Raw genomic sequence first — 24,460 nt, 5'->3', positions numbered from 1 at the left:
CCCCGAGCACCGGTGAACGGCCGGGCCCGGTGTCCGGTAGCCGCTAGGACGCTGGTCGCGCCGTGCCTACGATCAGCGGTGATGGACCTGCTGGAGAGGGGCGACGCCCTCGCCGATCTGCACCGGCTGCGGGAGGAGACCTCCGGCGGAGGTCGCATCGCGATCGTCTGCGGGGAGGCCGGCGCCGGTAAGTCGACGCTGGCGCACGCCTTCGCCGCGGCCACCGCCGGCCGGGCCCGGCTGCTGTGGGGTTCCTGCGATCCGCTGCTCACCCCGCGCGCGCTCGGCCCGTTGCACGACATCGCCCGGCAGGCCGGCGGGGAGCTGCGCGACCGGATGGCGCGACTGCACGGCGACTCGCCCGACGGGCCGGCCGGGACCGGCCTGCCGGCCCGCGGCGCCGCCTTCGAGGCGTTGCTGGAGATCCTCACCGGCCCCCGCCAGCGGATCCGCCCGGTGGTCGTGGTGGAGGACCTGCACTGGGCCGACGAGGCCACCCTCGACCTGGTGGCGTTCCTCGGCCGGCGCCTGCCGCGGTGCCGGGCGCTGCTCCTGCTGACGTACCGCGACGACGAGATCGGTCCCGACCACCCGTTGCGTACCGTGCTCGCCGGCCTGCCACGGTCCGCGGTCCGCCGGCTGGAGCTGCCGCCGCTGTCGGCCGCGGCCGTCGCCGAACTCGCCCGCCGCGCCGGGCGGTCCGCCACCTCGGTGTACGAGGTGACCGGGGGTAACCCGCTGCTGGTGGCAGAGCTGCTGGCCACCTCCGCCGAGGGCGTCCCGCCGACCGTGCGTGACCTGGTGCTGTCCCGGCTGAGCGGGATCTCCCCGGCCGCCCGCGCGGTCGCCGAACTGGTGTCGGTGGTGCCGTCGGCGGTCGAGCCGGCGGTTCTGGGCACCCGGGCGGCCGGCGTCGACGAGTGCCTGGCGCGCGGTGTGCTCGCCGCGCTCGGCGACCGGGTGGGCTTCCGGCACGAGCTGCTGCGGCGGGCCGTCGAGGAGTCGCTGTCCCCGGTCCGCCGTGCCGCGCTGCACGCCGAGGTGCTGGCCACGCTGGGCGGGCGGCCCGGGGCGGACCCGGCGCGGATGGTGCACCACGCGCACCACGCCGGTGATCCGGTGGCGGTCCTCCGCTGGGCGCCGGTGGCCGCCCGACGGGCGGCCGAGCTGGGCGCGTACCGGCAGGCCACCGCGCACTACGCCACCGCGCTGGAGTGCGCGACCGCGCTGCCGGACGCCGACCGGGCCGGGCTGCTGGAGGCGTACTCGGTGGTGGCCTATCTCGGTGGGCGGGCACCGGACGCGCTCTCCGCCCGCCGGCAGGCGCTGGTGCTGCGCGAGGCGCGCGGCGACACCGCGGAGATCGGGGTCGGGCTGCGCTGGGTGTCCCGGCTCGCCTGGTGGACCGGCCGCACCGCCGAGGCCCGGCAGGCCGGGGTACGAGCCGTCGAGGTGCTGCGCACGCTGCCGCCCGGGCGGGAACTGGCGATGGCGTACAGCAACCTGTCCCAGTTGCACATGCTGGCCGACGAGGCCGGCGCGGCGGTCGAGTGGGGCGAGCGCGCGCTGGGGCTCGCCCGCCGGTGCGGGGACCGCGAGACCGCGCTGCACGCGCGGGTGAACATCGGCAGCGCGCGTCTTCAGCGCGGCGAGCCGCAGGGCGTGGCCGAGCTGACCCGGGTGTACCAGGAGGCGTCCGCCGCCGGTCTTGACGACCACGCCGGTCGGGCCCTGGTGAACCTCGCCTGCGTATCCGTGGACTGGGCCGACTACGACGCCGCCGAGCGGGCGATGGCCGACGTCCTGACCTTCACCGCGGCCCGCGACCTGGACGGTTACGGCCGGCACGTGCTGGGCAACCGGGCCCGCCTGCGCCTGGTCCGGGGCGACTGGGCCGCCGCCCTGGCCGACGCGGACGAGGCGCTGGCCGGCCACGACCAGCCCGGCGGTTCCCTGATCGGCGCCCTGACCACCCGGGGCATCATCGCGGCGCGGCGTGGGCAGGCCGGCGCGTACGCCGATCTGGCCCTCGCCGCCGAGCGGGGCCACGCCACCGACGAGTCGCAGTTCGTCGCGCCCGCCTCGGCCGCGCTGTCCGAGTGGTTCTGGCTGGTGGGCGACCCGGACCGGGCCGCCGCCGAGGCCAAGCGGGGGCTGGAGGTCGCCCAGCGGACCGGCCAGCCGTGGTTCCTCGGTGAACTGGCGTTCCGGCTGTGGCGGGCGGGCGGCCTCGGTGCGGCACCGGCCGGAGTGGCCGAGCCGTACCGCCTGCTGATCGACGGCGACTGGCGTCAGGCGGCGGAAGAGTGGCGGGCACGCGGCTGCCCGTACCTGGCGGCGGAGGCCCTGAGCTGCGGCGACGCCGACGCCGCCGGGGAGGCACTGGCGGTGTTCGACGCTTTCGGCGCGGTCGTGCCGGCCCGGCGGCTGCGCGCCGACCTGCGCCGGCGCGGCCTGCGGGTGCCGCGCGGGCCGCGGCCCTCGACCGCCGCCGACCCGACCGGCCTGACCACCCGCCAGTTGGAGGTGCTGCGGCTGCTCACCGACGGGTTGAGCAACGCGCAGATCGCCGAGCGGCTGACCGTGTCGGCGAAGACGGTCGACCACCACGTCTCCGCCGTGCTCGGCAAGCTCGGTGTGGCGTCGCGCGGCCGGGCGGTCGCGGCCGCCCGCGACCGGGGTCTCGTCTAGCCCGCCAACATGGGGAACTTCACCCATGTGAGCGCCGCCAGCCGCTCGTAACGTCCCGGCCATGACGACTTCTCTCACCCTCGACGGCATCAAGGCCAAGCAGCAGAAGACCTGGGCCAGCGGCGACTACGGCGCGGTGGCGGCCCTCATCCATCCGATCTCCGAGGCGACCGTGCAGGCGGCCGACCTGTCCGCCGGCTCGCGGGTGCTGGACGTGGCGACCGGCACCGGGAACGCGGCGATCGCCGCGGCGCGGTGCCGGTGCGAGGTGACCGCCGTGGACTACGTGACCGACCTGATGGACCGTGGTCGGGCCCGCGCCGAGGCGGAGCACCTGACGGTGACCTTCCGCGAGGCCGACGCCGAGCGGCTGCCGTACGACGACGGCGAGTACGACGCGGTGCTGTCCGTGGTGGGCGTGATGTTCGCGCCGGACCAGGAACGCGCCGCGGCCGAGTTGCTGCGGGTGTTGCGGCCCGGCGGCACGCTCGCGCTGGCCAACTGGACCCCGGACGGTTTCATCGGTCATCTGTTCCGGACCGTCGGCCGGCACGTCCCGCCACCGCCCGGTGTGCGCCCCCCGGCGGAGTGGGGCACCGAGGCGCGACTGCGGGAGCTGCTCGGTGACCGGGTGACCGGGTTGCGGGTCACCCGGCGTGACTTCGTGTTCCGGTTCGGCGCGGCGACCGAGTTCGCCGACTTCTTCCGGGCCAACTACGGGCCGACCCGCAAGGCGTTCGAGGCGCTGGACGAGCACGCCGGCACGCTGCTGTACGACGATCTGGTCGACCTGGCCGACCGGCACAACGCGGCCACCGACGGCACCGTCAAGATCCCCGCGTCGTACGTCGAGGCGCTGGCCTACCGGGTGTAGCCGACGGCCGCGCTGACCACCGATGACTGGCAGTCGGTCTGACCGGCGGCCCGGGGACACCGTCCGACGCGGATGGGCGACCTGGTGTCGGGCCGGCGTCGGATGTTCACCTGACGAGGAGCAGTGCTTCGGCTCCCACCGGCCGGAAACCGGCCGCCTGAAAGGCGCGTACGCTCCGCGCGTTGCCGGCGGCCTGTTGCGCCCAGACCGGCTGCCCGTCAGGCACCAGATGCCGCGCGGCCGTTGCTAGGGCCCGCCCCAGGCCCCGGTGGCGATGTCCCTCGTCGACCTCTATCGACGTTTCCCACCTGCCCGCCACGCCCCGGCCGAGGATGACCAGTCCACCGTCGGCCGTCCAGACACGGACGTCGTCACGGCGGGTACGTGCCCTGGCCAAGCGTGGGTGATCCGCGTCCGCGATCTCGCTCAGCTCCAGCGGGGGCGCACCGGCGAGCGGGCTCGCGACCGTCAGCAGGTCGATCGTGTCCATGGATCGCCGGGTGCGGTCGAGCAACGCGCCCAGGAAGGCTGGATTCATCGCGGCCGCCAGGCGATCGCAGTCGAGGGCCTCCAGGGTACGGCGAATCCACTGCGGGTCCTCGTCGGTGAACACCACGGAATGGGCGGTGAACGCGATCACCCCGGCATCGCGGTGGCTCGGCTGCGGGACCACCGTGTTCCGGCCGTCCGGCGGCGGGAAGTGCCCGCGGGCCGCGGCGTCCAGGATGTCGGCCAGCTCAGTGCCCATCGTCGTTCTCCTTGCCGCTGCCCGGTGATGCGATCGGTGGTGTCCAGGATCGGATCACCGGTTCGCTTCCGGAAACGGCCACCCGCCAGCCAACTCCCCACCAGCGGTCGATCGTAGATGATCGAGAACTTCTGGATCGTGGCTGCCTGCGCCAGCGCGAAGGGTGGCGAGCGGCGGTACGACACGCCGAACACAACACCTGGTGTGCGCCACTGGGACGCGGGCCATATATGGTGTCCGACGTAGCTGGTTCGGCCACCCGTCCAGGGTGGCCGAGGCAAGAGGGAATCCGGTGCGAAACCGGGACTGCCCCGCAGCGGTGAGTGGGAACGACCGCCGTCAACGAGCACTGGGCCCGCCGGGCCTGGGAAGCGACGGCCAGTAGGAACGCGTACGACGCCCACGAGTCCGAAGACCTGCCAGCACGCCGTGCGCGGTCGCGCGCGGCGGTCGGAGGTCGCGCGGGACGACCGACGCCAGCAGCCGGGCTGTGCCGAGTCGGTGTGGCCCGTTGGCGTTCCTCCGCGCGTCCGAGGCCATCGGTGACAGCGCGAGGAGATGTCATGACGGTCGTGCAGGAGAGACCCGGGTCCGGACCGGGAGGCCCGGGTGAGCCGGAGCGGCCCCGGCAGGTGATGCACGTACGCAAGCGCAGCGGCGACACCGAGCCGGTGGACGTCCAGAAGATCGTGACGGCGGTCCAGCGGTGGGTCGCCGGCCTGGACGAGGTGGACCCGCTCCGGGTCGCGACGAAGACGATCAGCGGTCTCTACGACCGGGCGACCACCGTCGAGCTGGACAAGCTGTCGATCCAGACGGCGGCGGAGCTGATCGGCGAGGAGCCGCAGTACTCCCGGCTGGCGGCGCGGCTGCTGGCCGCGTACGTGGACAAGGAGGTACGCGGGCAGGGCGTCGCGAGCTTCAGCCAGTCGATCCGCCACGCGCACGGCCTGGGTCTGATCTCCGACGACACCGCCGCCTTCGTGGCCGCCCACGCCCGCACGCTCGACGACGCCGTGGACCCGGGCGGCGACCTGCGGTTCGAGTACTTCGGACTGCGCACCGTCGCCGACCGGTACCTGCTGCGGCACCCCGAGTCGCGGCTGGTGGTGGAGACACCGCAGTACTGGCTGCTGCGGGTGGCGTGCGGATTGTCCGAGACTCCGGGTGAGGCGATCGGGTTCTACCGGCTGATGGCGTCCCTGGCCTACCTGCCGAGTTCACCGACGCTGTTCAACTCCGGGACCCGGCACACCCAGATGTCGTCGTGTTTCCTGGTCGACTCCCCGCGCGACGAGCTTGACTCCATCTACGAGCGCTACCACCAGGTGGCGAAGTTGTCGAAGTTCTCCGGCGGCATCGGCATCGCCTGGTCGCGGGTACGCGGTCGGGGCGCGCTGATCCGGGGCACCAACGGCAGGTCGAACGGCATCGTGCCGTTCCTCAAGACCCTCGACGCCGGTGTCGCGGCGGTCAACCAGGGTGGCCGGCGCAAGGGCGCGGCCTGCGTCTACCTGGAGCCGTGGCACCCGGACGTCGAGGAGTTCCTGGAACTGCGGGACAACACCGGTGAGGAGTCCCGGCGGACGCACAACCTGAACCTGGCGAACTGGATCCCGGACGAGTTCATGCGCCGGGTCGAGGCCGACGGCGACTGGTCGCTGGTCGACCCGTCCGACGCCCCGGAGCTGCCCGACCTGTACGGCGAGGAGTTCGACGCCGCCTACCGGGTCGCGGAGAAGAAGGCCGTCCGGACGGTGAAGGCCCGGGACCTGTACGGGCGGATGATGCGTACGCTGGCGCAGACCGGCAACGGGTGGATGACGTTCAAGGACCGCGCCAACCGGCTGTCCAACCAGACCGGCGTGCCGGGCAACACGATCCACCTGTCGAACCTGTGCACCGAGATCCTCGAGGTCAACGACGACACCGAGACCGCCGTGTGCAACCTCGGCTCGGTCAACCTCGGCGCGCACGTCACCGCCGACGGCGTCGACTGGACGAAGCTGCGGTCCACGGTCCGCACCGCGGTGCTGTTCCTCGACCGGGTGATCGACATCAACTACTACCCGGCCGAGCAGGCGGCGGCGTCGAACCCCCGCTGGCGACCGGTCGGGCTCGGCCTGATGGGCCTGCAGGACGCGCTGTTCACCCTGCGCCTGCCGTTCGACTCGGCCGAGGCGATGGAGCTGTCCACCCGGGTGCAGGAGGAGATCCTGCTGACCGCGCTGGAGACCTCCGCCGGGCTCGCCGAACGGTTCGGCCCGCACCCGGCGTACGCGCAGACCCGCGCCGCCTCCGGTGAGCTGCACCCGGACCTGTGGGGCGTCGAGCCGACCCAGGCCGCGCGCTGGGCCACGCTGCGTGCCCGGATCGCCGCCCACGGGCTGCGCAACTCGCTGCTGGTGGCGATCGCCCCGACCGCGACGATCGCCTCGATCGCCGGCTGCTACGAGTGCGTCGAGCCGCAGGTGTCCAACCTGTTCAAGCGCGAGACCATGTCCGGCGAGTTCCTCCAGGTCAACACGTACCTGGTCCGGGAACTGAAGGCACGCGGGCTCTGGACGTCGGCGATCCGCGACCAGATCAAGCGCGCCGAGGGATCGGTGCAGGGGATCACCGACCTGCCCGCCGACGTGCGGGAGCTGTTCCGCACCGCGTGGGAGCTGCCGCAACGGGCGCTGATCGACCTGGCCGCCGCCCGCGCGCCGTACGTCGACCAGTCGCAGTCGCTGAACCTGTTCCTGAGCGCGCCCACCATCGGCAAGTTGTCGTCGATGTACCTGTACGCCTGGAAGTCCGGGTTGAAGACCACCTACTACCTGCGCTCGCGTCCGGCGACGCGCATCCAGCAGGCCACCGTCGCCGTCGGACCGGTCGTCGCGCCGGGCGACGCCGCGCCGTCGCACGTCGCGGTACGCGACGACGAGGCGCTGGCCTGCTCCCTGGAGAACCCCGAGAGTTGCGAGGCCTGCCAGTGACCACCGCCCCCGAGACCCCGACCGGCACCCGGCACCTGCTGCTCGATCCCGGTCTGGACCTCACCCTGCGCCCGATGCGGCATCCGCGGTTCTTCGACCGGTTCAAGGACGCCATCCGCAACACCTGGACCGTCGAGGAGGTCGACCTGCACGCCGACCTCGCCGACCTGGCCGAACTCTCACCCGCCGAGCGGCACCTGGTGTCCCGGCTGGTCGCGTTCTTCGCCACCGGCGACACCATCGTCGCCAACAACCTGGTGCTCAACCTCTACCAGCACGTCAACTCCCCGGAGGGCCGGCTCTACCTGTCCCGGCAACTGTTCGAGGAGGCGGTGCACGTCCAGTTCTACCTCAACCTGCTGGACACCTACGTACCCGACGAGAAGGAACGCTTCGCCGCGTTCGCCGCCATCGAGAACATCCCCTCGATCCGGCGCAAGGCCGAGTTCTGCTTCCGCTGGATCGACTCCATCTTCGAGTTGCGCGAGCTGCGTACCCGGGACGACCGCCGGGCGTTCCTGCTGAACCTGATCTGCTTCGCCGCCTGCATCGAGGGCCTGTTCTTCTACGGCGCCTTCGCCTACGTCTACTTCCTGCGGTCCCGGGGCCTGCTCAACGGACTCGCCTCCGGCACCAACTGGGTGTTCCGCGACGAGTCCATGCACATGGCGTTCGCCTTCGACGTGGTGGACACCGTGCGGCGCGAGGAACCGGAACTGTTCGACGACGAGATGGTCCGCCAGGTACGCGAGATGCTCGCCGAGGCGGTCGAGTGCGAGGCACAGTTCGCCGAGGACCTTCTCGGCCAGGGCGTCTCCGGGCTGTCCCTGGGCGACATGCGGGAGTACCTGCGACACGTGGCCGACCGTCGGCTCGCCCAGCTCGGCATCGCCCCGCTCTACGGCGCGGCGAACCCGTTCGCGTTCATGGACCTTCAGGACGTGCAGGAGTTGTCGAACTTCTTCGAACGGCGGGTGTCCGCGTACCAGGTCGGCGTCAGCGGCAGCGTGACCTTCGACGACGACTTTTGACCGCCGCACCGGCCGCCCACATGCCCGTCACCCGTCTCCACCGCCCACCCGATCTCAGGAGGACCTCGTGTTCCGTCACCGCCGCACTGCCCGCCGGCGCCTTGCCGGCCTGCTGGCCGCCGCCGTCGCCGCCATCGCCCTGACCGCCGTCGAGCCCGCGCCGCGGGCCGCGCACGCCGCCGCCTGCGTCGGCACCTCGGGGGTGACCGTCGTGGTCGACTTCGCCGCCCTCGGCGGCGGGGTCCAGGTCGGCTGCGCCCCCGGCGACCCGGCCACCGGGCTGGCCGCCCTACAGGGCGCCGGCTTCACGGTGACCGGCACCGCACGCTGGGGCCTGGCCTTCGTCTGCCGGATCAACGGCAAGCCCACCGCCGCGACCGAGCCGTGCGTCAACACCCCCTCGGCCACCGCGTACTGGTCGTACTGGCACGCCCCCAGCGGCGGCTCGTGGTCCTACAGCACGTCCGGCGCGAGCAGCTACAACCCCGCGCCGGGCAGCGTCGAGGGCTGGTCGTTCGGCGCGGGTGCCGCACCCGGCATCGCCGCGCCCTGACCGGGCCGCCCGGGCCGCACCGGGTGACGGCCACCACCCTTGGCGTCGTCGACGCACGAGCGGTACGGTGACCGCACCCGGTGCACGCCGGGCGCACAACTGCATACGTCCCGTGTGGGGGGAAGCCGGTTCGAAGCCGGCGCTGACCCGCAACCGTGAGCGAGGCGGAGACCTCGCGAGCCGGAATGCCTCACCCGGGACGAGCGGCTTCCACTGTCGAGGTCTACAGGGTGAAGTCCGGGCCACCGAGGTCCGCCTCACCCCGCTCACCGCAGCACGCGGAGCGGGGTGTCGTCATTCTCGGGGTGTTTTCCGGAGCTCTCACCGACCGCTCTGCGAAAGGCATCCCCATGCCCCTGTCCCGGCGTCTCGCCACCGGTCTCGGCACCGTCGCGGCGACGACCCTCGTCGCGATCTCCGCACTACCCCTGACCGTGGTGGCCGCACCGGCCCCGGCCGATGTCACCGCCGCCCGTGACGCCGCGTCCTGGCTGGCCGGCGAGTTCAGCGACGGGTCGCTGCCCGGGCCGTTCGGCGGCGCGGACTGGGGTCTGACCGTCGACGGTCTCATCGCCCTGTCCGCCACCGGCGTGGCCGACCCGACCCGCCGGGCCGCCACCGAGCAGGTCGCGGCGCACGTGCGGTCCTACAACAGCTACGACGACTTCGGCATCGAGGGCTTCACCGACGGCGGGGCCACCGCGAAGCTGCTCTACGCCGCCTCCGCCGCCGGCGCCGATCCCGGCGACTTCGGTGGGTTCGACCTGCGCACGGAGACCCGCTCGCTGATCGCCGGGGCGGACGCGGGCCACCAGCGGGGACGGATCACCAGCCGCACCACCGCCGCCACCGGCCCGGACGCCAGCAACACCTTCGACCAGTCCTTCGCCGTGCTGGGTCTGGCCCGCAGCGGCGCCCTGCCGCAGGACACCGTGGACTTCCTCGTCCGGCAGCAGTGCGCGGCCGGCGGCTTCCGGCTCTACCCGGACACCGCGGACGGCCCGTCGCCGTCCTGCGACGAGCAGTCCGACGCCACGCTCGACGTGGACTCGACCGCGATGGCCGTCCAGGCCCTGCTGGCCGCCGCCGACGACGGCGCCACCGGCGCGGCCACGGCGGCGGCGAAGGGCGCGGAGTGGCTGGTGACCCAGCAGCGCGCCGACGGATCGTACGGCGGGTCGGGACCGACGTCCGGCGCGAACTCCAACAGCACCGGCCTGGCCGGTCAGGCCCTCGCCGCCGCCGGCCGGGACGCCGCGGCAGCCCGCGCCGCGAAGGCGCTGACCGGGCTTCAGGTCACCGCCTCGACCGGTGGTCCGGCGGCCGCCGAGGCGGGCGCCATCGCCTACGACAGGGCGGGACTGGCAACCGCCGCCGAGACGGGTATCGCGGAGCACGAGCGGGACCAGTGGCGCCGGGCCACCGCCCAGGCCCTGCTCGGGCTCGCCGGGGTCCCGCTCGGCCGGATCGGCCTCGACCCGCCGCCGACGTCCCCGGAACCCACCCCGACCGGCACGGCCTCGCCCACCGCCACCGTCTCCCCCACCGGGGCACCGACGCCGACCGCGCCGGCCACGGCCACCACCGGCCCGACGCCGAGCGCCCCGGTGACCACCGCACCGCCGAGTCCGTCCCCCACCACCGCGCCGAGCACCGTCCCCCCGCCGGGCACCACCGCCGCACCGGGCACGACACCGGCGGCCCCGGGTCCCGGTGCCCTGCCGAGAACCGGCGCGGCGATCACCAGCTACCTGCTGGTCGCGCTCCTGCTGCTCGGCGGCGGGGCGGTGCTGCTGGTGCTCGGCCGCCGGCGGGCGGCATGACGGTCCGCACCGCCCGCGCCGGACTGGTCGTCGTCCTGGCCGCCACGGGCACGGTGCTCGGGCCCGGCACCCCGGCGACGGCCGCCGGGTCGGCCGGCTACTGCCCGGACGCCTCCGGCGTCACCGTCGTGGTCGACTTCCACCAGCTCGGCGGCGGCACGGTGGTGCGTTGCGCCGCGGGGACCCAGTCCACCGGCCTCGCGGCGCTCAAGAACGCCGGCTTCCAGATCACCGGCACCCTGCGCTGGGGCGAGGGGTTCGTCTGCCGGATCGAGGGCAGGCCGTCCACCGCGGCGGAGAAGTGCGTCGACACGCCGCCGGCCAGCGCCTACTGGTCGTACTGGCACGCCCCGAACGATGGCAGCTGGACGTACAGCGCCAAGGGTGTGCTCAACCGCAAGCCACCGGCGGGCAGTTTCGAGGGCTGGTCGTTCTCCCTGAACCGCGACGCCAGCGACGCACCCCGGCCCGGAATCGCCCCGAAGCGCCCCGCTCCGCCGGCGCCACCGCCACCGCCACCCGCGCCGCCGGCGCCACCACCCCCACCACCTCCCCCCGTGGGCGGTGGCGGGCCGATCGCGCCACCGCCGGCAGGAGGCGGAAACCCGCCACCGGCCGCCGAGGGTGGGCTTCCCGGCACGGTACGCCCGCCGACCGCCGGCCCCGGCCTTCCGGTGTCCACCGGCGCCTCGATGACGCCCCGCGCGCCGGGTTCGTCGCCGCCACCGCCCACGCCGAGCGGCGCCCCGGGCGTACCCTCCGCGGGCCCGACCGACGGGCCGGTGGTGACCGAGGTCGCGGCGTCCCGGGACGACGGGGGCCTGCCGCTGGGCACGGCGGCCGGGGCGCTGCTGCTGGCCGCGCTCGCCGCCGGTGGCGTGGTCGCCGCCCGGCGCCGACGCGCCGCCGACCCGGATGACTGACCGCGCCCCGGTCCCGGTCGGGCGCGGTCCGGCGACGGCCGTCGACGACCGACGGGGGCCGGTCCGGTGGCCGGACCGGCGGCTGCCCCGGGGCCTGCACCCGGGCGCGTGGTGGCTGTGGGCGCTCGGACTGGCCACCGCGGCCAGTCACACCACCAACCCGCTGGGGTTGGGCCTGCTCGTCGCGGTCGCCGCGCTGGTGGTCGTCCGCCGGCGCGGCGACGCCCCGTGGGCGCTGGCGTTCCGGATGTACCTGGTGCTCGGCGCGGTGATCGTGGCGATGCGGGTGGTGTTCCGGATCGTGTTCGGCGGCGGGCAGGGCGAGCACGTGCTGGTCCGGCTGCCGGAGATCCCGCTGCCGGAATGGGCGGCCGGCATCCGCCTGTTCGGGCCCGTCGCCGCCGAGCAGCTCCTCGGCGGTTTCCAGGACGGGCTGCGGCTGGCCGCGATGCTGGTCTGCCTCGGCGCCGCCAACGCGCTGGCCAACCCGAAACGGCTGCTCAAGGCCGTACCCGGAGCCCTGTACGCGGTCGGCACGGCGGTGGTGGTGGCGCTGTCGGTCGCGCCGCAACTGGTCGAGAGCGTGCTGCGGGTCCGCCGGGCGCGGCGGCTGCGCGGCGCGCCCGGGCGGGGGGTACGGGCCCTGCGGGGCATCGCCCTGCCGGTGCTGGCCGACGCGTTGGACCGGTCCCTGGCGCTGGCCGCGGCGATGGACTCGCGTGGCTACGGCCGTACCGACGCGGTGCCGGCCGGTCAGCGGGCGGTCACCGGGGCGCTGGTGCTCGGCGGGCTGGTCGGTGTCTGCGCCGGCACGTACGGGCTGCTCGACACCACCGGCTCGGACCACCTGGGCCTGCCGATGCTGCTGGCCGGCCTGGTCGTCGCCGTGGCCGGGATGCTGCTGGCCGGGCGCCGGGTGCGCCGCAGCCGGTACCGGCCGGACCGGTGGCGCCCCGCCGAGCTGCTGGTGGCCGGCTGCGGGGTGACCGCCGCCGCCCTGACGGTGCTGGCCGGCAGGGTGGCCCCGGAGCTGCTCTACCCCCCGGTCAGCCCGCCCACCTGGCCCGAGCTGACCCCGTTGCTGCTGCTCGCCGTCGCCGCCGGGGCGGCGCCGGCCTGGCTGGCCCCGCCACCGCCGCTGGCGCGTCCCACCCGCCCGCCGGTACCGGTGTCCGCCGCGACGACGGATGCCGCCCGGCCCACGACGTCGCCGGCACCGGTGACCGGAGGTCACCGATGATCAGCTTCGACCGGGTCACCGTCCGCTACGCCGAGGGCGTCGCCGCGCCGCTGCGGGACGTGACCCTCCGGGTCGAGGAGGGCGAGCTCTGCCTGGTCGCCGGCCGCACCGGCGCCGGCAAGTCGACGCTGCTGCGGGCGATCAACGGCCTGGTGCCGCACTTCACCGGCGGCACCCTGCACGGCACCGTGACGGTGGCCGGCCGGGACACCCGCCGGCACCCGCCGCGTGACCTCGCCGACGTCGTGGGCGTGGTCGGCCAGGACCCGCTGTCCGGGTTCGTCACCGACACCGTCGAGGAGGAACTGGCGTACGGCATGGAGCAGCTGGCCCTGCCGCCGTCGGTGATGCGCAAGCGGGTGGAGGAGACCCTGGACCTGCTCGGCGTCGCCGAGCTGCGGCACCGGCCACTGCGGACGCTCTCCGGCGGGCAGCAGCAGCGGGTCGCCATCGGCGCGGTGCTCACCAGTCATCCCCGGGTGCTGGTGCTCGACGAACCCACCTCCGCGCTGGACCCGACCGCCGCCGAGGACGTGCTCGCCACCGTCACCCGGCTGGTGCACGACCTCGGCGTCACCGTGGTCCTGGCCGAGCACCGGCTGGAGCGGGTGGTGCAGTACGCCGACCGGCTGCTCTACCTGCCCGGCGACGGTCGCGTGGTGGACGGGGCGCCGGCCGACGTACTCGCCGGTGTGGACCTCGCGCCGCCGCTGGTGGAGCTGGGCCGGCTGGCCGGCTGGACGCCGCTGCCGCTGTCGGTCCGCGACGCCCGGCGACGCGCGTCCACCCTGCGCGAGCGGCTCACCGATGTGGCACCCGCCGAGCCCGCGCCGGCCCCGGTCGACGCGCCCGTGCTGACCGCCCGGAAGGTCGTGGTGCGCTATCCGGGCACCGTCGCCGTGGCCGGCGTCGACCTCGACCTGCGTCCCGGGCGGGTCGTCGCGCTGATGGGCCGCAACGGTTCCGGCAAGTCCAGCCTGCTGTGGGCGGTGCAGGGCAGCGGCCCCCGGCAGGGTGGCACGGTGGCGGTGGCCGGGCCGCGCGGCGACCTCGACCCGAAGGCCCTGCCGGCCGGCCGGGCCCGCCGGCACGTCGGCCTGGTCCCGCAGACCCCGGGTGACCTGCTCTACCTGGAGACGGTGGACGCCGAGTGCACGCAGGCCGACCGGGAGACCGGAACGCCCGCCGGCACCTGCCGGGCCCTGCTGGACCAGCTCACCCCCGGCCTGCCCGGCGACCGGCATCCCCGGGACCTGTCCGAGGGGCAGCGTCTCGCCCTCGCGCTGGCCGTCCAACTCACCGCCGCCCCACCGGTGGTCCTGCTCGACGAGCCGACGCGCGGCCTGGACTACCGGGCCAAGCGGCAGTTCACCACCGTGGTCCGGAAGCTGGCCGCCGCCGGCCGGAGCGTGGTGCTGGCGACGCACGACGTCGAACTCGTCGCGACCCTGGCCGACCGGGTGGTGGTGCTGGCCGAGGGGTCCGTCGTCGCCGACGGCACCACGGCGGAGATCATGCTCGCCTCCCCCGCGTTCGCCCCGCAGGTGGCCAAGGTCCTCGCCCCCGCACCATGGCTGACCGTCGAGCAGGTCGCCGCCGCGCTGGAGCCGGCATGAGCGTCCTGCGGGTCACCCCGCGCACGGCTCTCGTGCTGGTCCTCGCCTCGGCCGCCGCGCTGGCCACCTTCACCTGGCCGTTCTTCATCCCCGCCGGCCCGGAGACCACCGCGCGCACCGACGAGGCGCCGCTGGTGTTCCTCGTGGTGCTGCCGGTGCTCGTGGCGCTCGTGCTGGCCGAACTCAGCTCCGGCGGCATCGACAGCAAGGCCCTGGCCATGCTCGGTGTGCTCGCCGCGGTCAACGCCGCGCTGCGTCCGCTCGGCGCCGGCACCGCCGGCATCGAGACCGTCTTTTTCCTGCTGGTGCTCGCCGGGCGGGTGTTCGGGCCGGGATTCGGCTTCCTGCTCGGCTCGACGTCGCTGTTCGCCTCCGCCCTGCTCACCGCCGGCGTCGGGCCGTGGCTGCCGTTCCAGATGCTGGCCGCCTCCTGGATCGGCCTCGGCGCCGGCCTGCTACCGGCGCGGCTGCGCGGCCGGGCCGAGATCGCCGTCCTGGCCGGGTACGGCGTCCTGGCCGCCTACGGCTACGGCCTGCTGATGAACCTGTGGTTCTGGCCGTTCAGCGTCGGCGCGGACACCCAGCTCTCCTACGTCGCGGGCGCACCCGTCCTGGAGAACCTGCACCGCTTCGCGGTGTTCACCGCCGTGACCTCCACCTTCGGGTGGGACACCGGCCGGGCGATCACCACCGCCGTGGCGATCGTCCTCGCCGGCCCGGCGGTGCTCACCGCGCTGCGCCGCGCCGCACGCAGGGCCGCGTTCGGCGCGCCGGTCATCTTCGCCGCACCCGACCCGCCGGCGGCGCCGGCCACGGTGCCCGCCGGTGACGGGGCGTCCCGACCCGAGCCTTCGCCGTCTGGCGTGGCAACCCGGGCGAGATCCGTGGTTGCTCCACGTGGAACTCCCACCTGACCGGGTCCGCCGTTCCGCTCCGCGAATGCGGTTGCGGTTGCGGTGCCCCGTAGGATCCCGACACATGAGCGGTACCTCCTACTGACATCGCGCCACCGGGCAGACCCGGTCGTCGACCGCGAGCGGCGGGTGGCGTCGATGTATCAGTCGTACCGCTCCCCGGCCGGTAAGACCACTGCTCGGATCCGGCAAAACCGCAGGTCAACGGGGCGGTGAGACGTACAGCCCGGTCTTGCATCCCGTCTCGCCCGGCTCCAGCCAGATGCGGTCGTACCCGGGTGACGTGATCTTCCCGTCGGGTGTCCTGACCATGAGGAGGCAGTCCCGCTCGGCGGGTACGCCGACCGCGGCGACGAGGGCACCCTCGTGCGTGGTGGTGTCGACGGTGATGTGCTCGGCGGGAAACGCCGCCCGTACCGCGCCGGCGAGGGTGTCGGGTGTGGCGGTGCGCAGCGCCGCGGTGAGCCGCTCGCGCCCGTCGTCGGGCAGCTTCGGGATCGGTGCGGCGCGGGGCGGCGCGGGCGTGGTCACCGACGGGCAGTCGATCTCGTCGTACGACGTGTAGCGATAGAGTTGGAGCAGGTAGCGGTAGCAGCGCGTGGCCCGGCCCGCGGAGTGGCCGCGGGTGCCGAAGGACGTCCCCGGCCGCGCGGCCACCACCGCGACGAACCGGACGTCGATGGTGGCCTGCTCGCTGCCGGCCGTTCGCCCCGACCAGGCCAACAGCTCACGCCCGACGGTGCCGTCGCCCGCCCCCTCCTGGGCGACCTCGGTCGCGGCGATGTGCTCGGCGTCCCGGGGCCGGTCACGGTAACCGAGGTCGTCCTTGAGGCGCGCCGCCTCGGCCACCGCGCTGTCCACCGCCAGCGAGTCGCCGTCGCGGTGCCCGGAGCACCCGCCCAGCACCAGGCCGGCGGTCACCAGCGCGCAGGTCAGGAACCAGGACCCGGGACGCCGGCGTACGCCGGGAGCCCTCGCCGGTAGACGCGCACCGGCCGGCGATGAAGGTGTGGCAACCGTTCCCCCGCTCACGGCGACACGGTACCGCCGAGGTCGCGACCGTGGCGTCCCGTGCCCGGTCCCCGGACGGGGCCCCTGCTCAGGCGCGCCTGGTCAGGTTGTCGTGCAGACGATGTTGGTCGGTGGGTTGTTGGCGCCGTTCACCGTGCCGATGAAGCCGAAGGTGGTGGAGCCGCCGGCGGCCAAGGCCCCGTTGTAGTCGACGTTCGTCACCCGCACGTTCGCCCCGCTCTGGGTGTGCGCGCCGCCCCAGATCTGGCTCACGGCCTGCCCGTCGGGGAACGTCCAGGTGACGGTCCAGCCGCGGATCGGGGTGGCACCGGCGGTCACCGTGACCTCGCCCTGGAAGCCGCCCGACCAGGAGTTCGTGACCCGGTACGTCGCTCGCGCGCCGGACGGGGCGGGGGTGTCCGTCGGGGTCGGAGACGGTGTCGCGCTCGGCGTGGGCGTGCCGGTCGGGGTCGGTGACGGCGTCACACCGGGCCGTGCCGCGCGGTAGGTGTGGCCCGCCCGGACGGTCAGTTGGACGACGTCGGTCTCCGGTCGGGTGGTGGCCGGGGTGCTGTCGTCGGTGACGTCGACGAGGGTGAAGCTCCCGGTGAACAGCCGGCAGCGCAGCCGTACCGTGCCGTCCCGGTCGGCGCGGACGCGGATCTCGTCGGCCTGCCCGCTCGTCCAGGCCACTCCGACGGTGTATCCGCCACGACCGCGCAGGCCGGCGACCTGGCCGGTGGGCCATGCGGTCGGCAGCGCGGGCAGCAGGTGCAGCTCGCCGTTGTGGCTGTGCAGCAGCATCTCGGCGATGCCCGAGGTGGCGCCGAAGTTGCCGTCGATCTGGAACGGTGGGTGCAGGTCGAACATGTTCGGCGCGAGCCGGTCGGTCCGCACCAGGTCCCGGACCAGCTTGTGCGCGCGGGCGGCGTCCTCCAACCGGGCCCAGTAGTTGATTTTCCAGGCCAACGACCAGCCGGTCCCGTCGTCGCCGCGCAGCTCCAGCGTCCGGCGGGCCGCCTCGTACAGCTGCGGGGTACCGCGCCGGGTGATCTGGTTGCTGGGGTGCAGCCCGTACAGGTGGGAGACGTGCCGGTGGTTGCGCTCGGTTTCGATCCAGTCGGCGAGCCACTCCTGGACGTTGCCCCGCGAGCCGATCCGCGTCGGGGGCAACCGGTCCCTGGCCGTACGCACCTGGGAGCGGAACGTGGGGTCGACGCCGAGCACCTCGCTGGCGCGGGCCGCGGCGTCGAACAGGTCGCGCAGGATCTGGTTGTCCATGGTGGGACCGGCGCAGACGCTGACGTTCGCGTGGTGGGCCAGTTCCGGCGAGTTCGACGGGTTGGTGACCAGATATCCGAGCGTCGGGTGGGTGACCAGGGTGTCCAGGAAGAACTGCGCGGCGCCCTTCAGGGCCGGGTAGTTGGTCTGGAGGAAGCCGGTGTCACCGGTGAACAGGTAGTGCTCCCAGATGAGGGTGGCCAGCCAGGCGCCGCCGGTCTGCCACATGCCCCAGAAGGCCCCGTCGACCACCGAGGCGCCCCGCCACCCGTCGGTGTTGTGGTGGGTGACCCAGCCGCCGGCACCGTACTGCGCCTGGGCGACCCGCCCGCCGGTCACCGTCAGGTCCCGGACCATGTCGAAGACCGGCAGGAAACACTCCGGCAGGTTGGTCGTGTCGGCCGGCCAGTAGTTCATCGGCAGGTTCGCGTTGATGGTGTACTTCGAGTCCCAGGGCGGCGTCATCGAGTCGTTCCAGATGCCCTGGAGGTTCGCCGGCTGGGTGCCCGGCCGCGAGGACGAGATCAGCAGGTACCGCCCGTACTGGAACAGCAGGGCGGAGAACTGCGGGTCGTCGACGCTCGCGTGCTGCGCGATCCGCACGTCGGTCGGCTGGTCGGCCGCGGCCGTCCGCCCCAGGTTGATCGTCACCCGGTTGAACAGCGCCTGGTAGTCGGCGAGGTGGCGGCTGCGCAGCTGGTCGATGCCCACGGCTCGGGCGGCGGTGAGCCGGGTACGGGCGATGCCCTGGTGGTCGCCGTTGACGATGCGGTAGTTGACGTAGCTGGAGCCGATCGAGACCAGGACGGTCACGCTCGTGGCGGCGGAGACGCGCAGGGTGCCGCCGGAGCTGCTCACCGTGCCGCCCGTCGCGGTGGCGTGGGCCAGCGCGAGGAATCGCACCGAGCCGTTGACGCCCTCCATGGCGCCGGAGATGCCGTCGAGGGCGATGGTGGCGGAGTCCGGGCTCGACACGGTGGTCCGTTGCGGGCTGTCGAAGGTGGCGTTGAAGGTGATCGAGTTGGCCTGGTCGGCGGTCAACCGGATCACGATCACCTGGTCGGGTGCGCTGGCGAACACCTCACGCTGGTACCGGATTCCGTTCTGCACGTAGGTGGCGGTGGCGGTGGCGGTGGTGAGGTCGAGCGTCCGGTGGTATTGCGACGCGCCGCTGGCGGAGCCGAGGGCGAGCCGCAGGTTGCCCACCGGCTGGTAGGCGAGTTGGCCGCCCGGGGTGCCCATCATGGTCTGGTTGATCAGGTCCTGCGCCTGGCTCCACTGGTCGGCGAAGACCCGCCGCCGGATCTCGGCCAGGTTGGCCGCGCCGCGGGTGTTGGCGGAGTCGTACGGGCCGCCGGCCCAGACGGTGTCCTCGTTGAGCTGGAGCCGCTCGGTGTCGACATTGCCGAACACCATGGCGCCGAGGCGCCCGTTGCCGATCGGCAGCGCACGGAGCCAGTCGCTGCCCGCCGGCTCGTCGTACCACAGTGCCATGTCACCGGCGGCCGTCACCTGCGGCGGCGCCTGGGCACCGGCGCGGGCGGTGGCGGTCCAGGCGACCGGCAGCAACGCGGCGCCCGCGCCCGTCGCGCCGGCCCTCAGCACGTTCCTTCGTGTCATGTCAGGCATGGACGTAGCTCCTCAGGCCGGGGTGCAGGTGAGTGACGGGGTCGACGGCGTGCCGCCGCCGATGAATCCGAACGTGGTCGACCCGGTCGCCGGGAGCGCGCCGTTGTGGCCGGCGTTGGTCACCGCGGCGGTCGAGCCGCTGGTGCTCAGCGTGCCGTTCCAGACCTGGGTGACGGTCTGGCCACCGGCCAGGGTCCAGCGGACGGTCCACCCGCTGATCGCCGCCGCGCCGGCGGTCACCGTGACCTCGCCCTGGAAGCCGCCGCCCCAGGTGTTGACGGTGCGGTAGGCGGCGGTGCAGCCCGCGCCGGTCGGCGGCGGCGTGGTCGGTGGTGCCGCCGTCGGGGGCGGCGTGGTGGGGGGCGGCGGGGGTGTCGCGCCGGTTCCCTGGTGGAACTGCCACCAGTTGACGTTGAACAGGTTGCCGCTGTCGCCGGCGAACCGCAGGTACAGGTCCTGGATGCCGGTGGCGCCGCTGACCAGGCAGGTGACCGTGGTCCAGGTCTGCCAGCCACCGGTGCCCCCGACGGTGCAGGTGCCCACGGTCGTGCCACCGGGGCTGCCCAGCCGCACCTCGATGCGGCCCCCGCTGGTCGCCGATGCCACCCGGGCGGTGAACGAGGTGGCGCCGGCGCCGAACGCGACACCCTTGACCTTGATGTGGTCGCCGTTCTCGATCCAGCCGACGTTCATGCCCCCCTCACTGGCCGGCTCGGTCTCCACACCGGAGGCCCAGGCGATCGTCTCGGCCTCCTGGCGCACGTACGGGTTGAGGGTGCCGACCTGCGGTGCGCCGGTGGTGGTCATGTTGATCGTCGGGATGGTGCCGTCGGACCGGTAGCTGAACTTCTCCACCGCCACCGAGCGGGTGAAGCCGCCGCCGCCGGGCAGTGCGCCGTTGTGGTAGAAGAAGTACGAGCCGCCGTGGAAGTCGATGACGCCGGCATGGTTGGTGAAGCTGCCGCCCTGGCGTGGCATGACCGTCCCGCGGTAGGTCCACGGGCCGGTCGGGCCGGGGGCGGTGGAGTAGCCGATGAACTCCGCGCAGCACTCCGCCGCGAAGACGTTGTAGTAGACGCCATCGCGCTTGTAGACCCACGGCCCCTCCTCGTACAGGGTGGGCGGCTGGTGTTTCCGCTGCGCGCGCCGAATCCGGCGGTGGTGAGCGGGATCTGGGTCGGCGCCCCGGAGAACGAGATCATGTCGGCGTTCAGCCGCACGTACCACAGGTTCGGGTTGCCCCAGTACAGGTACGCCTGCCCGTTGTCGTCGACGAACGCGTGCGGGTCGATCTCGCCGTTCTCCACCAGTGGCCGGCCGATCGCGTCCCGGAACGGGCCGGTGGGGCTGTCGGCGACCGCGACGCCGATCGCCATCCGCCCGGTGGCCCGGTTCTTGACCGGCACGTACCAGTAGAAGCGGCCGTTGCGGTGGACGGTGTGGCCGGCCCACGCGTCGGCACTGGCCCAACTGAAGGTGGCCAGGCTCATCGGCGAACCGTGGTCGGTCCAGTTGACCATGTCCGCCGACGAGAAGACACGCCAGTCGCGCATGGTGAAGTACGTCGAGCCGTCCTCGTCGTGGCCGGTGTAGAGGTAGACCCGTCCGTCGTGCACCAGCGGCGCCGGGTCGGCGGTGTAGATGGTCTGGACGATGGGGTTGTCCGCCCGGGTCGCGGCCGGCCCCAGCAGGACCACGCAGAGCAGGCTCGCGAGCAGGGCGACGCCCCGTCGCAGGAATCTCGTCGTCACGATGGTCTCCCTCGGTCAGGCCGTGATGCGGAAGGTGGCGTCCTGCCGGTCGGTCGCGCCGGCACTCGCGCTGAGCGGGTCGCCAGCCCGGCGGCGCGCGGGTACGGGTCGACGCGGCCGATGTTGTTGGCGTGGCGTACGACGTGGTCCGGGAAGTTCGACGACTTGAGTCGCACCCAGTTGGGTGGTGCCCCACCGGGACACCAACCCGTCGTACTCGGCGTCGCTGATCCCGAGAATCGAGCCGTGCCTGGCGTTCAGCGGCGGGGGGGTAGTCACGCTGGTGGAGCGACGTCCACGAGCCGCCGCCGATGTTCGGTGTGGGCGCGCCCGACGCGGCAGCGGCCCTGACGAGTGCTCGTCGACTGATCGCCACGATACTGAGGCCTCTCTGCCGTCCTGCTTCTGGTGTGGATTGGTCGAGCACGGGCGCGGGCGGGCCGGTGAACGCCGCCGGCGGGTCCGACCCGGGGGTGCGACCGATCGTCACCGTGACTTCTGTTAGCGCTAACAGGAGTAGCCCACTCACACCACGACGTCGCCATCCGGGGTGCGGGCCGGCGCGCCGGGCTCCCGACCGCGCGTCACCTCGCCCTCATAGACTGTCGTGGATGCAAGCGCCGGCAGTCAAGACGTGTCGGTGATGTTTCGCGGAAGTGTCCTCCCGCGTCACGATCCGCCGACCGCCCGGCGAGCCCTTGCACCGGCGAAGACCCCTTGGCTGCGGCAAGAAAATGTTATCGAAAACATTCACCGCACCACGAAAGCGTGACCCACGTGGCGGGCACCGCTGGCCACGGTGCGACGGCCCTTCCCACGAGATCGGGGGCCACCGCCGCTCGACTCGCGCTGACCCTGACCGACGGTCATCCGCCGGCCCAGGCGAGATACGAACTTGGCACCGCTCTCGTCGTCCGGGGCAGCACCGCGCCGCCCCGGGCCGCCCGGGCCGCGCCGCTCCGGGTGAGCCTGGCCGCCGCCTCAGCGCTTGCGGCCCACCCCGCCGAAGGCGTCGATGTCGGCGGGCGTGTCGACCGCGTCGTCGGGTCGCCACCGCGGGCACGGCACGACGCCCGGCTCCACCAGTTCGAGGCCCTCGAAGAACCCGGCGATCTGCTCGGGCGTGCGCAGCGTGTACGTAGCCGCCCCGGTGTCGTTGTAGTCGTCCTGCGCCTGCCGCATCTCGGGGCTGATCAGGCTGGTGCCGTCGTTGAGTGAGAGGTAACTGCCGGCCGGCAGCGGCGCCAGCAGCTGCCGTGCGATCGATCGGGCCCTCTCGTAGTCGGGCACGTGGCCCATGACGCCGCTGAGGATGAGGCCGATCGGCTGCCCGAGGTCGAGCGTCCGGCCGGCCTCCGCGATGATCGCGGCGGGATCGTGCAGGTCGGCGTCGATGTAGGAGGTCCGGCCCTCGGCCGTGCTGACCAGTAGGGCCCGGGCGTGCACCAGCACCAGCGGATCACTGTCGACGTAGACGATCCGCGCCTCCGGGGCGATCCGCTGCGCCACCTCGTGGGTGTTGTCGGCCGTCGGCAGCCCGGTGCCGACATCGAGGAACTGACGGACGCCCGCCTCGGCGGCGAGGAACGTGATCGACCGGACCAGGAACTGCCGGGAGGCACGGGCGACGTCGACGACGCCGGGAAAGACCTGCCGGTACTGGTCGCCGGCCTCGCGGTCGACCGCGAAGTTGTCCTTGCCGCCGAGCCAGTAGTTCCAGATCCGTGCCGAGTGCGGCACCGACGTGTCGATCTTCTGCTGCACGTCGACCTCGCCGACCTCAGGCCGGTTGACCGTGGGCGAGTCGTTGGTCACCACGAACCCCTCGCTCCCGACTGCGTACGCCGCCTCCGTCGCGGCGAGCCCGGTCGGGGATGTGGCCGCCGCGACCGTGCCACGGTATAGAAAGCGGAGAATCCGCGCCACCCGCCCGGCACCGCGGGGCAGCGACGGGACCGCCGCCGCCACGGCTCACCGAGGCGTCCGCTCCGGCAGGGTGAGGATCTCGACTCCGTCGTCGGTGATGGCGATCGTGTGCTCACTGTGGGCGGTCCGGCAGCCGGTCGCGCTCCGGAGCGTCCATCCGTCGGCGTCGGTGACGAGGGCGGCGGTGTCCGCCATGACCCACGGCTCCAGTGCCAGCAGCAGCCCGGGGCGCAGGCGGTAGCCACGGCCGGGTCGTCCCGTGTTCGACACGTGCGGGTCCTGGTGCATCGTCGAACCGACACCGTGGCCGCCGAACTCGGTGTTGACCGAGTAGCCCGCACCGTGCAGGGTCGAGCCGATGGCGTGGGAGATGTCGCCGATCCGCGCCCCGGGGCCGGCAGCGGCTATCCCCGCGGCCAGCGCACGCTCGGTGGCGCTGATCAACGCGACGCTCTGCGGGGGTTTCGAGTCGCCCACGACGAAGCTGATGGCCGAGTCCGCGACGACGCCGCCCACGGAGACGGCCAGGTCGAGCGAGAGCAGGTCACCGTCGGCGAGCGGGTAGTCGTGCGGCAGGCCGTGCAGCACGGCGTCGTTGACGGACGTGCAGATGTAGTGGCCGAACGGCCCGCGCCCGAAGGATGGCGCGTAGTCGACGTAACAGGACACCGCTCCGGCCTCGACGATCATGGCCTTGGCCCACCGGTCGATGTCCAGCAGGTTGGTGCCGACCGAGCTGCGGCTCTTCAGGTTCTGCAGGATGTGCGCGACCAGGGCGCCCGCCTCCCTCGCCCGGGGCAGTTGGGCGGGGTCCAGGATCTCGATCATGGGGCGCCTTCCTCATGCGTCCAATAACTATCCCGGCCATGTTATCCCGTGACTAGAATCGGAGCATGGTCAGGTTGCCGCTCACCCCCGCGGAGGTCGAGCGCGGGCAGCGCCTCGGCGCGCTGCTGCGTCGCGCCCGGGGAGAGCGCTCGATGCTGGAGACCGCGCTCGGCGCCCGCGTCTCCCCGGAGACCCTGCGCAAGATCGAGTCGGGCCGCGTGGCGACCCCCGCCTTCCCGACCATCGCGGCGATCGCCGACGTCCTCGGCCTCTCCCTGGACGTGGTCTGGGCCGAGATCAACCAGGCCGAGCACGGTGCCGAACCGAGCAGCTTCGGTCACCAGGCACGGGAACGGTTGGCCTCGTAGGTCACCGCGCCGCTCCGCGGTTTGCCGGGTACGGGGACCGGGCAGACGACGCCACCATGACGAACTCCGTACGCCGACCGGTGGTCGCCGCGGCGATCGCCCTCCTCCCGGTGAGCATCCTGACGGTCGTCCTCAACGACGGTCCGTTCTGGGTCGCCCTGGCGAGCTGGGCGGTGGTCGCCGCCGTGCTGATCCCGACCGGGCTGGCCATCGACCGGGCGCGGTCACGCGGCGGCTCGCGCTGAGACCGGCGCCGACCGCCCGCCGCCGAG

General features: G+C 73.5%; 18 protein-coding genes, 1 pseudogene and 2 riboswitches. Of the genes and pseudogenes, 12 read left to right on the top strand and 7 right to left on the bottom strand.

Annotation, left to right across the window (positions count from 1 at the left end):
- The first annotated feature begins 81 nt into the window (after positions 1–81).
- Positions 82–2,691 carry an ATP-binding protein gene (locus D7223_RS17260; protein WP_158610903.1) on the top strand — a complete coding sequence of 870 codons (2,610 nt, stop codon included), beginning with the start codon at positions 82–84 and terminating at the stop codon, positions 2,689–2,691.
- A 61-nt stretch (positions 2,692–2,752) separates the two neighbouring features.
- Entirely contained in the window at positions 2,753–3,565 is an 813-nt protein-coding gene (locus tag D7223_RS17255; RefSeq protein WP_120729422.1) for a class I SAM-dependent methyltransferase, read from the top strand.
- Positions 3,566–3,671: 106 nt separating this feature from the next.
- Here the strand turns inward: D7223_RS17255 and D7223_RS17250 are convergent, their stop codons facing one another.
- Positions 3,672–4,313: a GNAT family N-acetyltransferase gene (locus D7223_RS17250; RefSeq protein WP_120729421.1), complete on the bottom strand. Its 642-nt coding sequence runs from the start codon at positions 4,311–4,313 to the stop codon at positions 3,672–3,674.
- A 228-nt stretch (positions 4,314–4,541) separates the two neighbouring features.
- Positions 4,542–4,752, top strand: a riboswitch (cobalamin riboswitch).
- Between the two features lie 124 nt (positions 4,753–4,876).
- Between D7223_RS17250 and D7223_RS17245 the strand changes: the two genes are divergently transcribed.
- The 8 genes from D7223_RS17245 (at position 4,877) to D7223_RS17210 (ending at position 15,394) form a co-directional block, all read left to right on the top strand.
- Complete coding sequence (locus D7223_RS17245; RefSeq protein ID WP_120729420.1) at positions 4,877–7,294, top strand: ribonucleoside-diphosphate reductase subunit alpha; 2,418 nt, start codon at positions 4,877–4,879, stop codon at positions 7,292–7,294.
- Positions 7,291–8,325, top strand: coding sequence for a ribonucleotide-diphosphate reductase subunit beta (locus D7223_RS17240; protein WP_420330318.1), 1,035 nt, complete (start codon positions 7,291–7,293; stop codon positions 8,323–8,325). Before D7223_RS17245 ends, D7223_RS17240 begins: the two co-directional genes overlap by 4 nt.
- Positions 8,326–8,392: 67 nt before the next feature.
- Positions 8,393–8,878, top strand: coding sequence for a hypothetical protein (locus tag D7223_RS17235; RefSeq protein WP_120729419.1), 486 nt, complete (start codon positions 8,393–8,395; stop codon positions 8,876–8,878).
- A 119-nt stretch (positions 8,879–8,997) separates the two neighbouring features.
- Positions 8,998–9,051: riboswitch (cobalamin riboswitch) on the top strand.
- A gap of 177 nt (positions 9,052–9,228) precedes the next feature.
- Positions 9,229–10,701 (top strand): cell wall anchor protein, encoded by a 1,473-nt coding sequence (locus D7223_RS17230; protein WP_120729418.1) that lies wholly within the window; start codon positions 9,229–9,231, stop codon positions 10,699–10,701.
- Positions 10,698–11,624, top strand: coding sequence for a hypothetical protein (locus tag D7223_RS17225; RefSeq protein ID WP_120729417.1), 927 nt, complete (start codon positions 10,698–10,700; stop codon positions 11,622–11,624). Before D7223_RS17230 ends, D7223_RS17225 begins: the two co-directional genes overlap by 4 nt.
- On the top strand, positions 11,617–12,864 hold the full coding sequence (locus D7223_RS17220) for a CbiQ family ECF transporter T component (RefSeq protein ID WP_120729585.1): 1,248 nt from the start codon (positions 11,617–11,619) through the stop codon (positions 12,862–12,864). The genes D7223_RS17225 and D7223_RS17220 overlap by 8 nt, the downstream gene beginning before the upstream one ends.
- Positions 12,861–14,480 (top strand): ABC transporter ATP-binding protein, encoded by a 1,620-nt coding sequence (locus D7223_RS17215; RefSeq protein WP_120729416.1) that lies wholly within the window; start codon positions 12,861–12,863, stop codon positions 14,478–14,480. The genes D7223_RS17220 and D7223_RS17215 overlap by 4 nt, the downstream gene beginning before the upstream one ends.
- Positions 14,477–15,394 (top strand): ECF transporter S component, encoded by a 918-nt coding sequence (locus D7223_RS17210; RefSeq protein ID WP_238162084.1) that lies wholly within the window; start codon positions 14,477–14,479, stop codon positions 15,392–15,394. Before D7223_RS17215 ends, D7223_RS17210 begins: the two co-directional genes overlap by 4 nt.
- A gap of 201 nt (positions 15,395–15,595) precedes the next feature.
- Here the strand turns inward: D7223_RS17210 and D7223_RS17205 are convergent, their stop codons facing one another.
- From D7223_RS17205 to map, 6 genes and pseudogenes are all read right to left on the bottom strand, one after another.
- Entirely contained in the window at positions 15,596–16,426 is an 831-nt protein-coding gene (locus D7223_RS17205) for a hypothetical protein (protein ID WP_337589450.1), read from the bottom strand.
- Positions 16,427–16,507: 81 nt separating this feature from the next.
- The gene (locus D7223_RS17200) at positions 16,508–19,315 is read right to left on the bottom strand and encodes a glycosyl hydrolase family 95 catalytic domain-containing protein (protein WP_120729415.1); all 2,808 of its coding nucleotides are present in this window, start codon (positions 19,313–19,315) and stop codon (positions 16,508–16,510) included.
- Between the two features lie 12 nt (positions 19,316–19,327).
- Complete coding sequence (locus tag D7223_RS33990) at positions 19,328–20,542, bottom strand: carbohydrate-binding protein (protein ID WP_272948709.1); 1,215 nt, start codon at positions 20,540–20,542, stop codon at positions 19,328–19,330.
- A pseudogene (locus D7223_RS33985) lies at positions 20,530–20,931 on the bottom strand (family 43 glycosylhydrolase); the annotation flags it as partial. The gene D7223_RS33990 and the pseudogene D7223_RS33985, both read right to left, overlap by 13 nt.
- Positions 20,932–22,047: 1,116 nt before the next feature.
- Complete coding sequence (locus D7223_RS17180) at positions 22,048–22,881, bottom strand: SAM-dependent methyltransferase (RefSeq protein ID WP_420330324.1); 834 nt, start codon at positions 22,879–22,881, stop codon at positions 22,048–22,050.
- Between the two features lie 156 nt (positions 22,882–23,037).
- Positions 23,038–23,820: a type I methionyl aminopeptidase gene (map, locus tag D7223_RS17175; RefSeq protein ID WP_120729413.1), complete on the bottom strand. Its 783-nt coding sequence runs from the start codon at positions 23,818–23,820 to the stop codon at positions 23,038–23,040.
- A 65-nt stretch (positions 23,821–23,885) separates the two neighbouring features.
- Between map and D7223_RS17170 the strand changes: the two genes are divergently transcribed.
- Together D7223_RS17170 and D7223_RS17165 are read left to right on the top strand one after the other, a co-directional pair.
- Positions 23,886–24,188, top strand: a complete 303-nt coding sequence (locus D7223_RS17170; RefSeq protein ID WP_120729412.1) for a helix-turn-helix domain-containing protein — start codon at positions 23,886–23,888, stop codon at positions 24,186–24,188.
- A 56-nt stretch (positions 24,189–24,244) separates the two neighbouring features.
- On the top strand, positions 24,245–24,433 hold the full coding sequence (locus tag D7223_RS17165; protein WP_120729411.1) for a hypothetical protein: 189 nt from the start codon (positions 24,245–24,247) through the stop codon (positions 24,431–24,433).
- The last annotated feature ends 27 nt before the right edge of the window (positions 24,434–24,460 follow it).

Origin of the sequence: Micromonospora endolithica (assembly GCF_003626595.1) — a bacterium.
GTDB classification, from domain to species: Bacteria; Actinomycetota; Actinomycetes; order Mycobacteriales; family Micromonosporaceae; genus Micromonospora; species Micromonospora endolithica.
The sequence above is the reverse complement of the archived record's forward strand: the minus strand, read 5'-3'. Positions and strand labels throughout refer to the sequence as shown.

Coding starts and splice junctions, on each gene's coding strand:
- D7223_RS17260 (WP_158610903.1), top strand. CDS start 82: ATGGACCTGCTGGAGAGGGGCGACGCCCTCGCCGATCTGCACCGGCTG.
- D7223_RS17215 (WP_120729416.1), top strand. CDS start 12,861: ATGATCAGCTTCGACCGGGTCACCGTCCGCTACGCCGAGGGCGTCGCC.
- D7223_RS17165 (WP_120729411.1), top strand. CDS start 24,245: ATGACGAACTCCGTACGCCGACCGGTGGTCGCCGCGGCGATCGCCCTC.
- D7223_RS17200 (WP_120729415.1), bottom strand. CDS start 19,315: ATGCCTGACATGACACGAAGGAACGTGCTGAGGGCCGGCGCGACGGGC.
- D7223_RS17245 (WP_120729420.1), top strand. CDS start 4,877: ATGACGGTCGTGCAGGAGAGACCCGGGTCCGGACCGGGAGGCCCGGGT.
- D7223_RS17225 (WP_120729417.1), top strand. CDS start 10,698: ATGACGGTCCGCACCGCCCGCGCCGGACTGGTCGTCGTCCTGGCCGCC.
- D7223_RS17230 (WP_120729418.1), top strand. CDS start 9,229: ATGCCCCTGTCCCGGCGTCTCGCCACCGGTCTCGGCACCGTCGCGGCG.
- D7223_RS17250 (WP_120729421.1), bottom strand. CDS start 4,313: ATGGGCACTGAGCTGGCCGACATCCTGGACGCCGCGGCCCGCGGGCAC.
- D7223_RS17170 (WP_120729412.1), top strand. CDS start 23,886: ATGGTCAGGTTGCCGCTCACCCCCGCGGAGGTCGAGCGCGGGCAGCGC.
- D7223_RS17210 (WP_238162084.1), top strand. CDS start 14,477: ATGAGCGTCCTGCGGGTCACCCCGCGCACGGCTCTCGTGCTGGTCCTC.
- D7223_RS17255 (WP_120729422.1), top strand. CDS start 2,753: ATGACGACTTCTCTCACCCTCGACGGCATCAAGGCCAAGCAGCAGAAG.
- D7223_RS17220 (WP_120729585.1), top strand. CDS start 11,617: ATGACTGACCGCGCCCCGGTCCCGGTCGGGCGCGGTCCGGCGACGGCC.
- map (WP_120729413.1), bottom strand. CDS start 23,820: ATGATCGAGATCCTGGACCCCGCCCAACTGCCCCGGGCGAGGGAGGCG.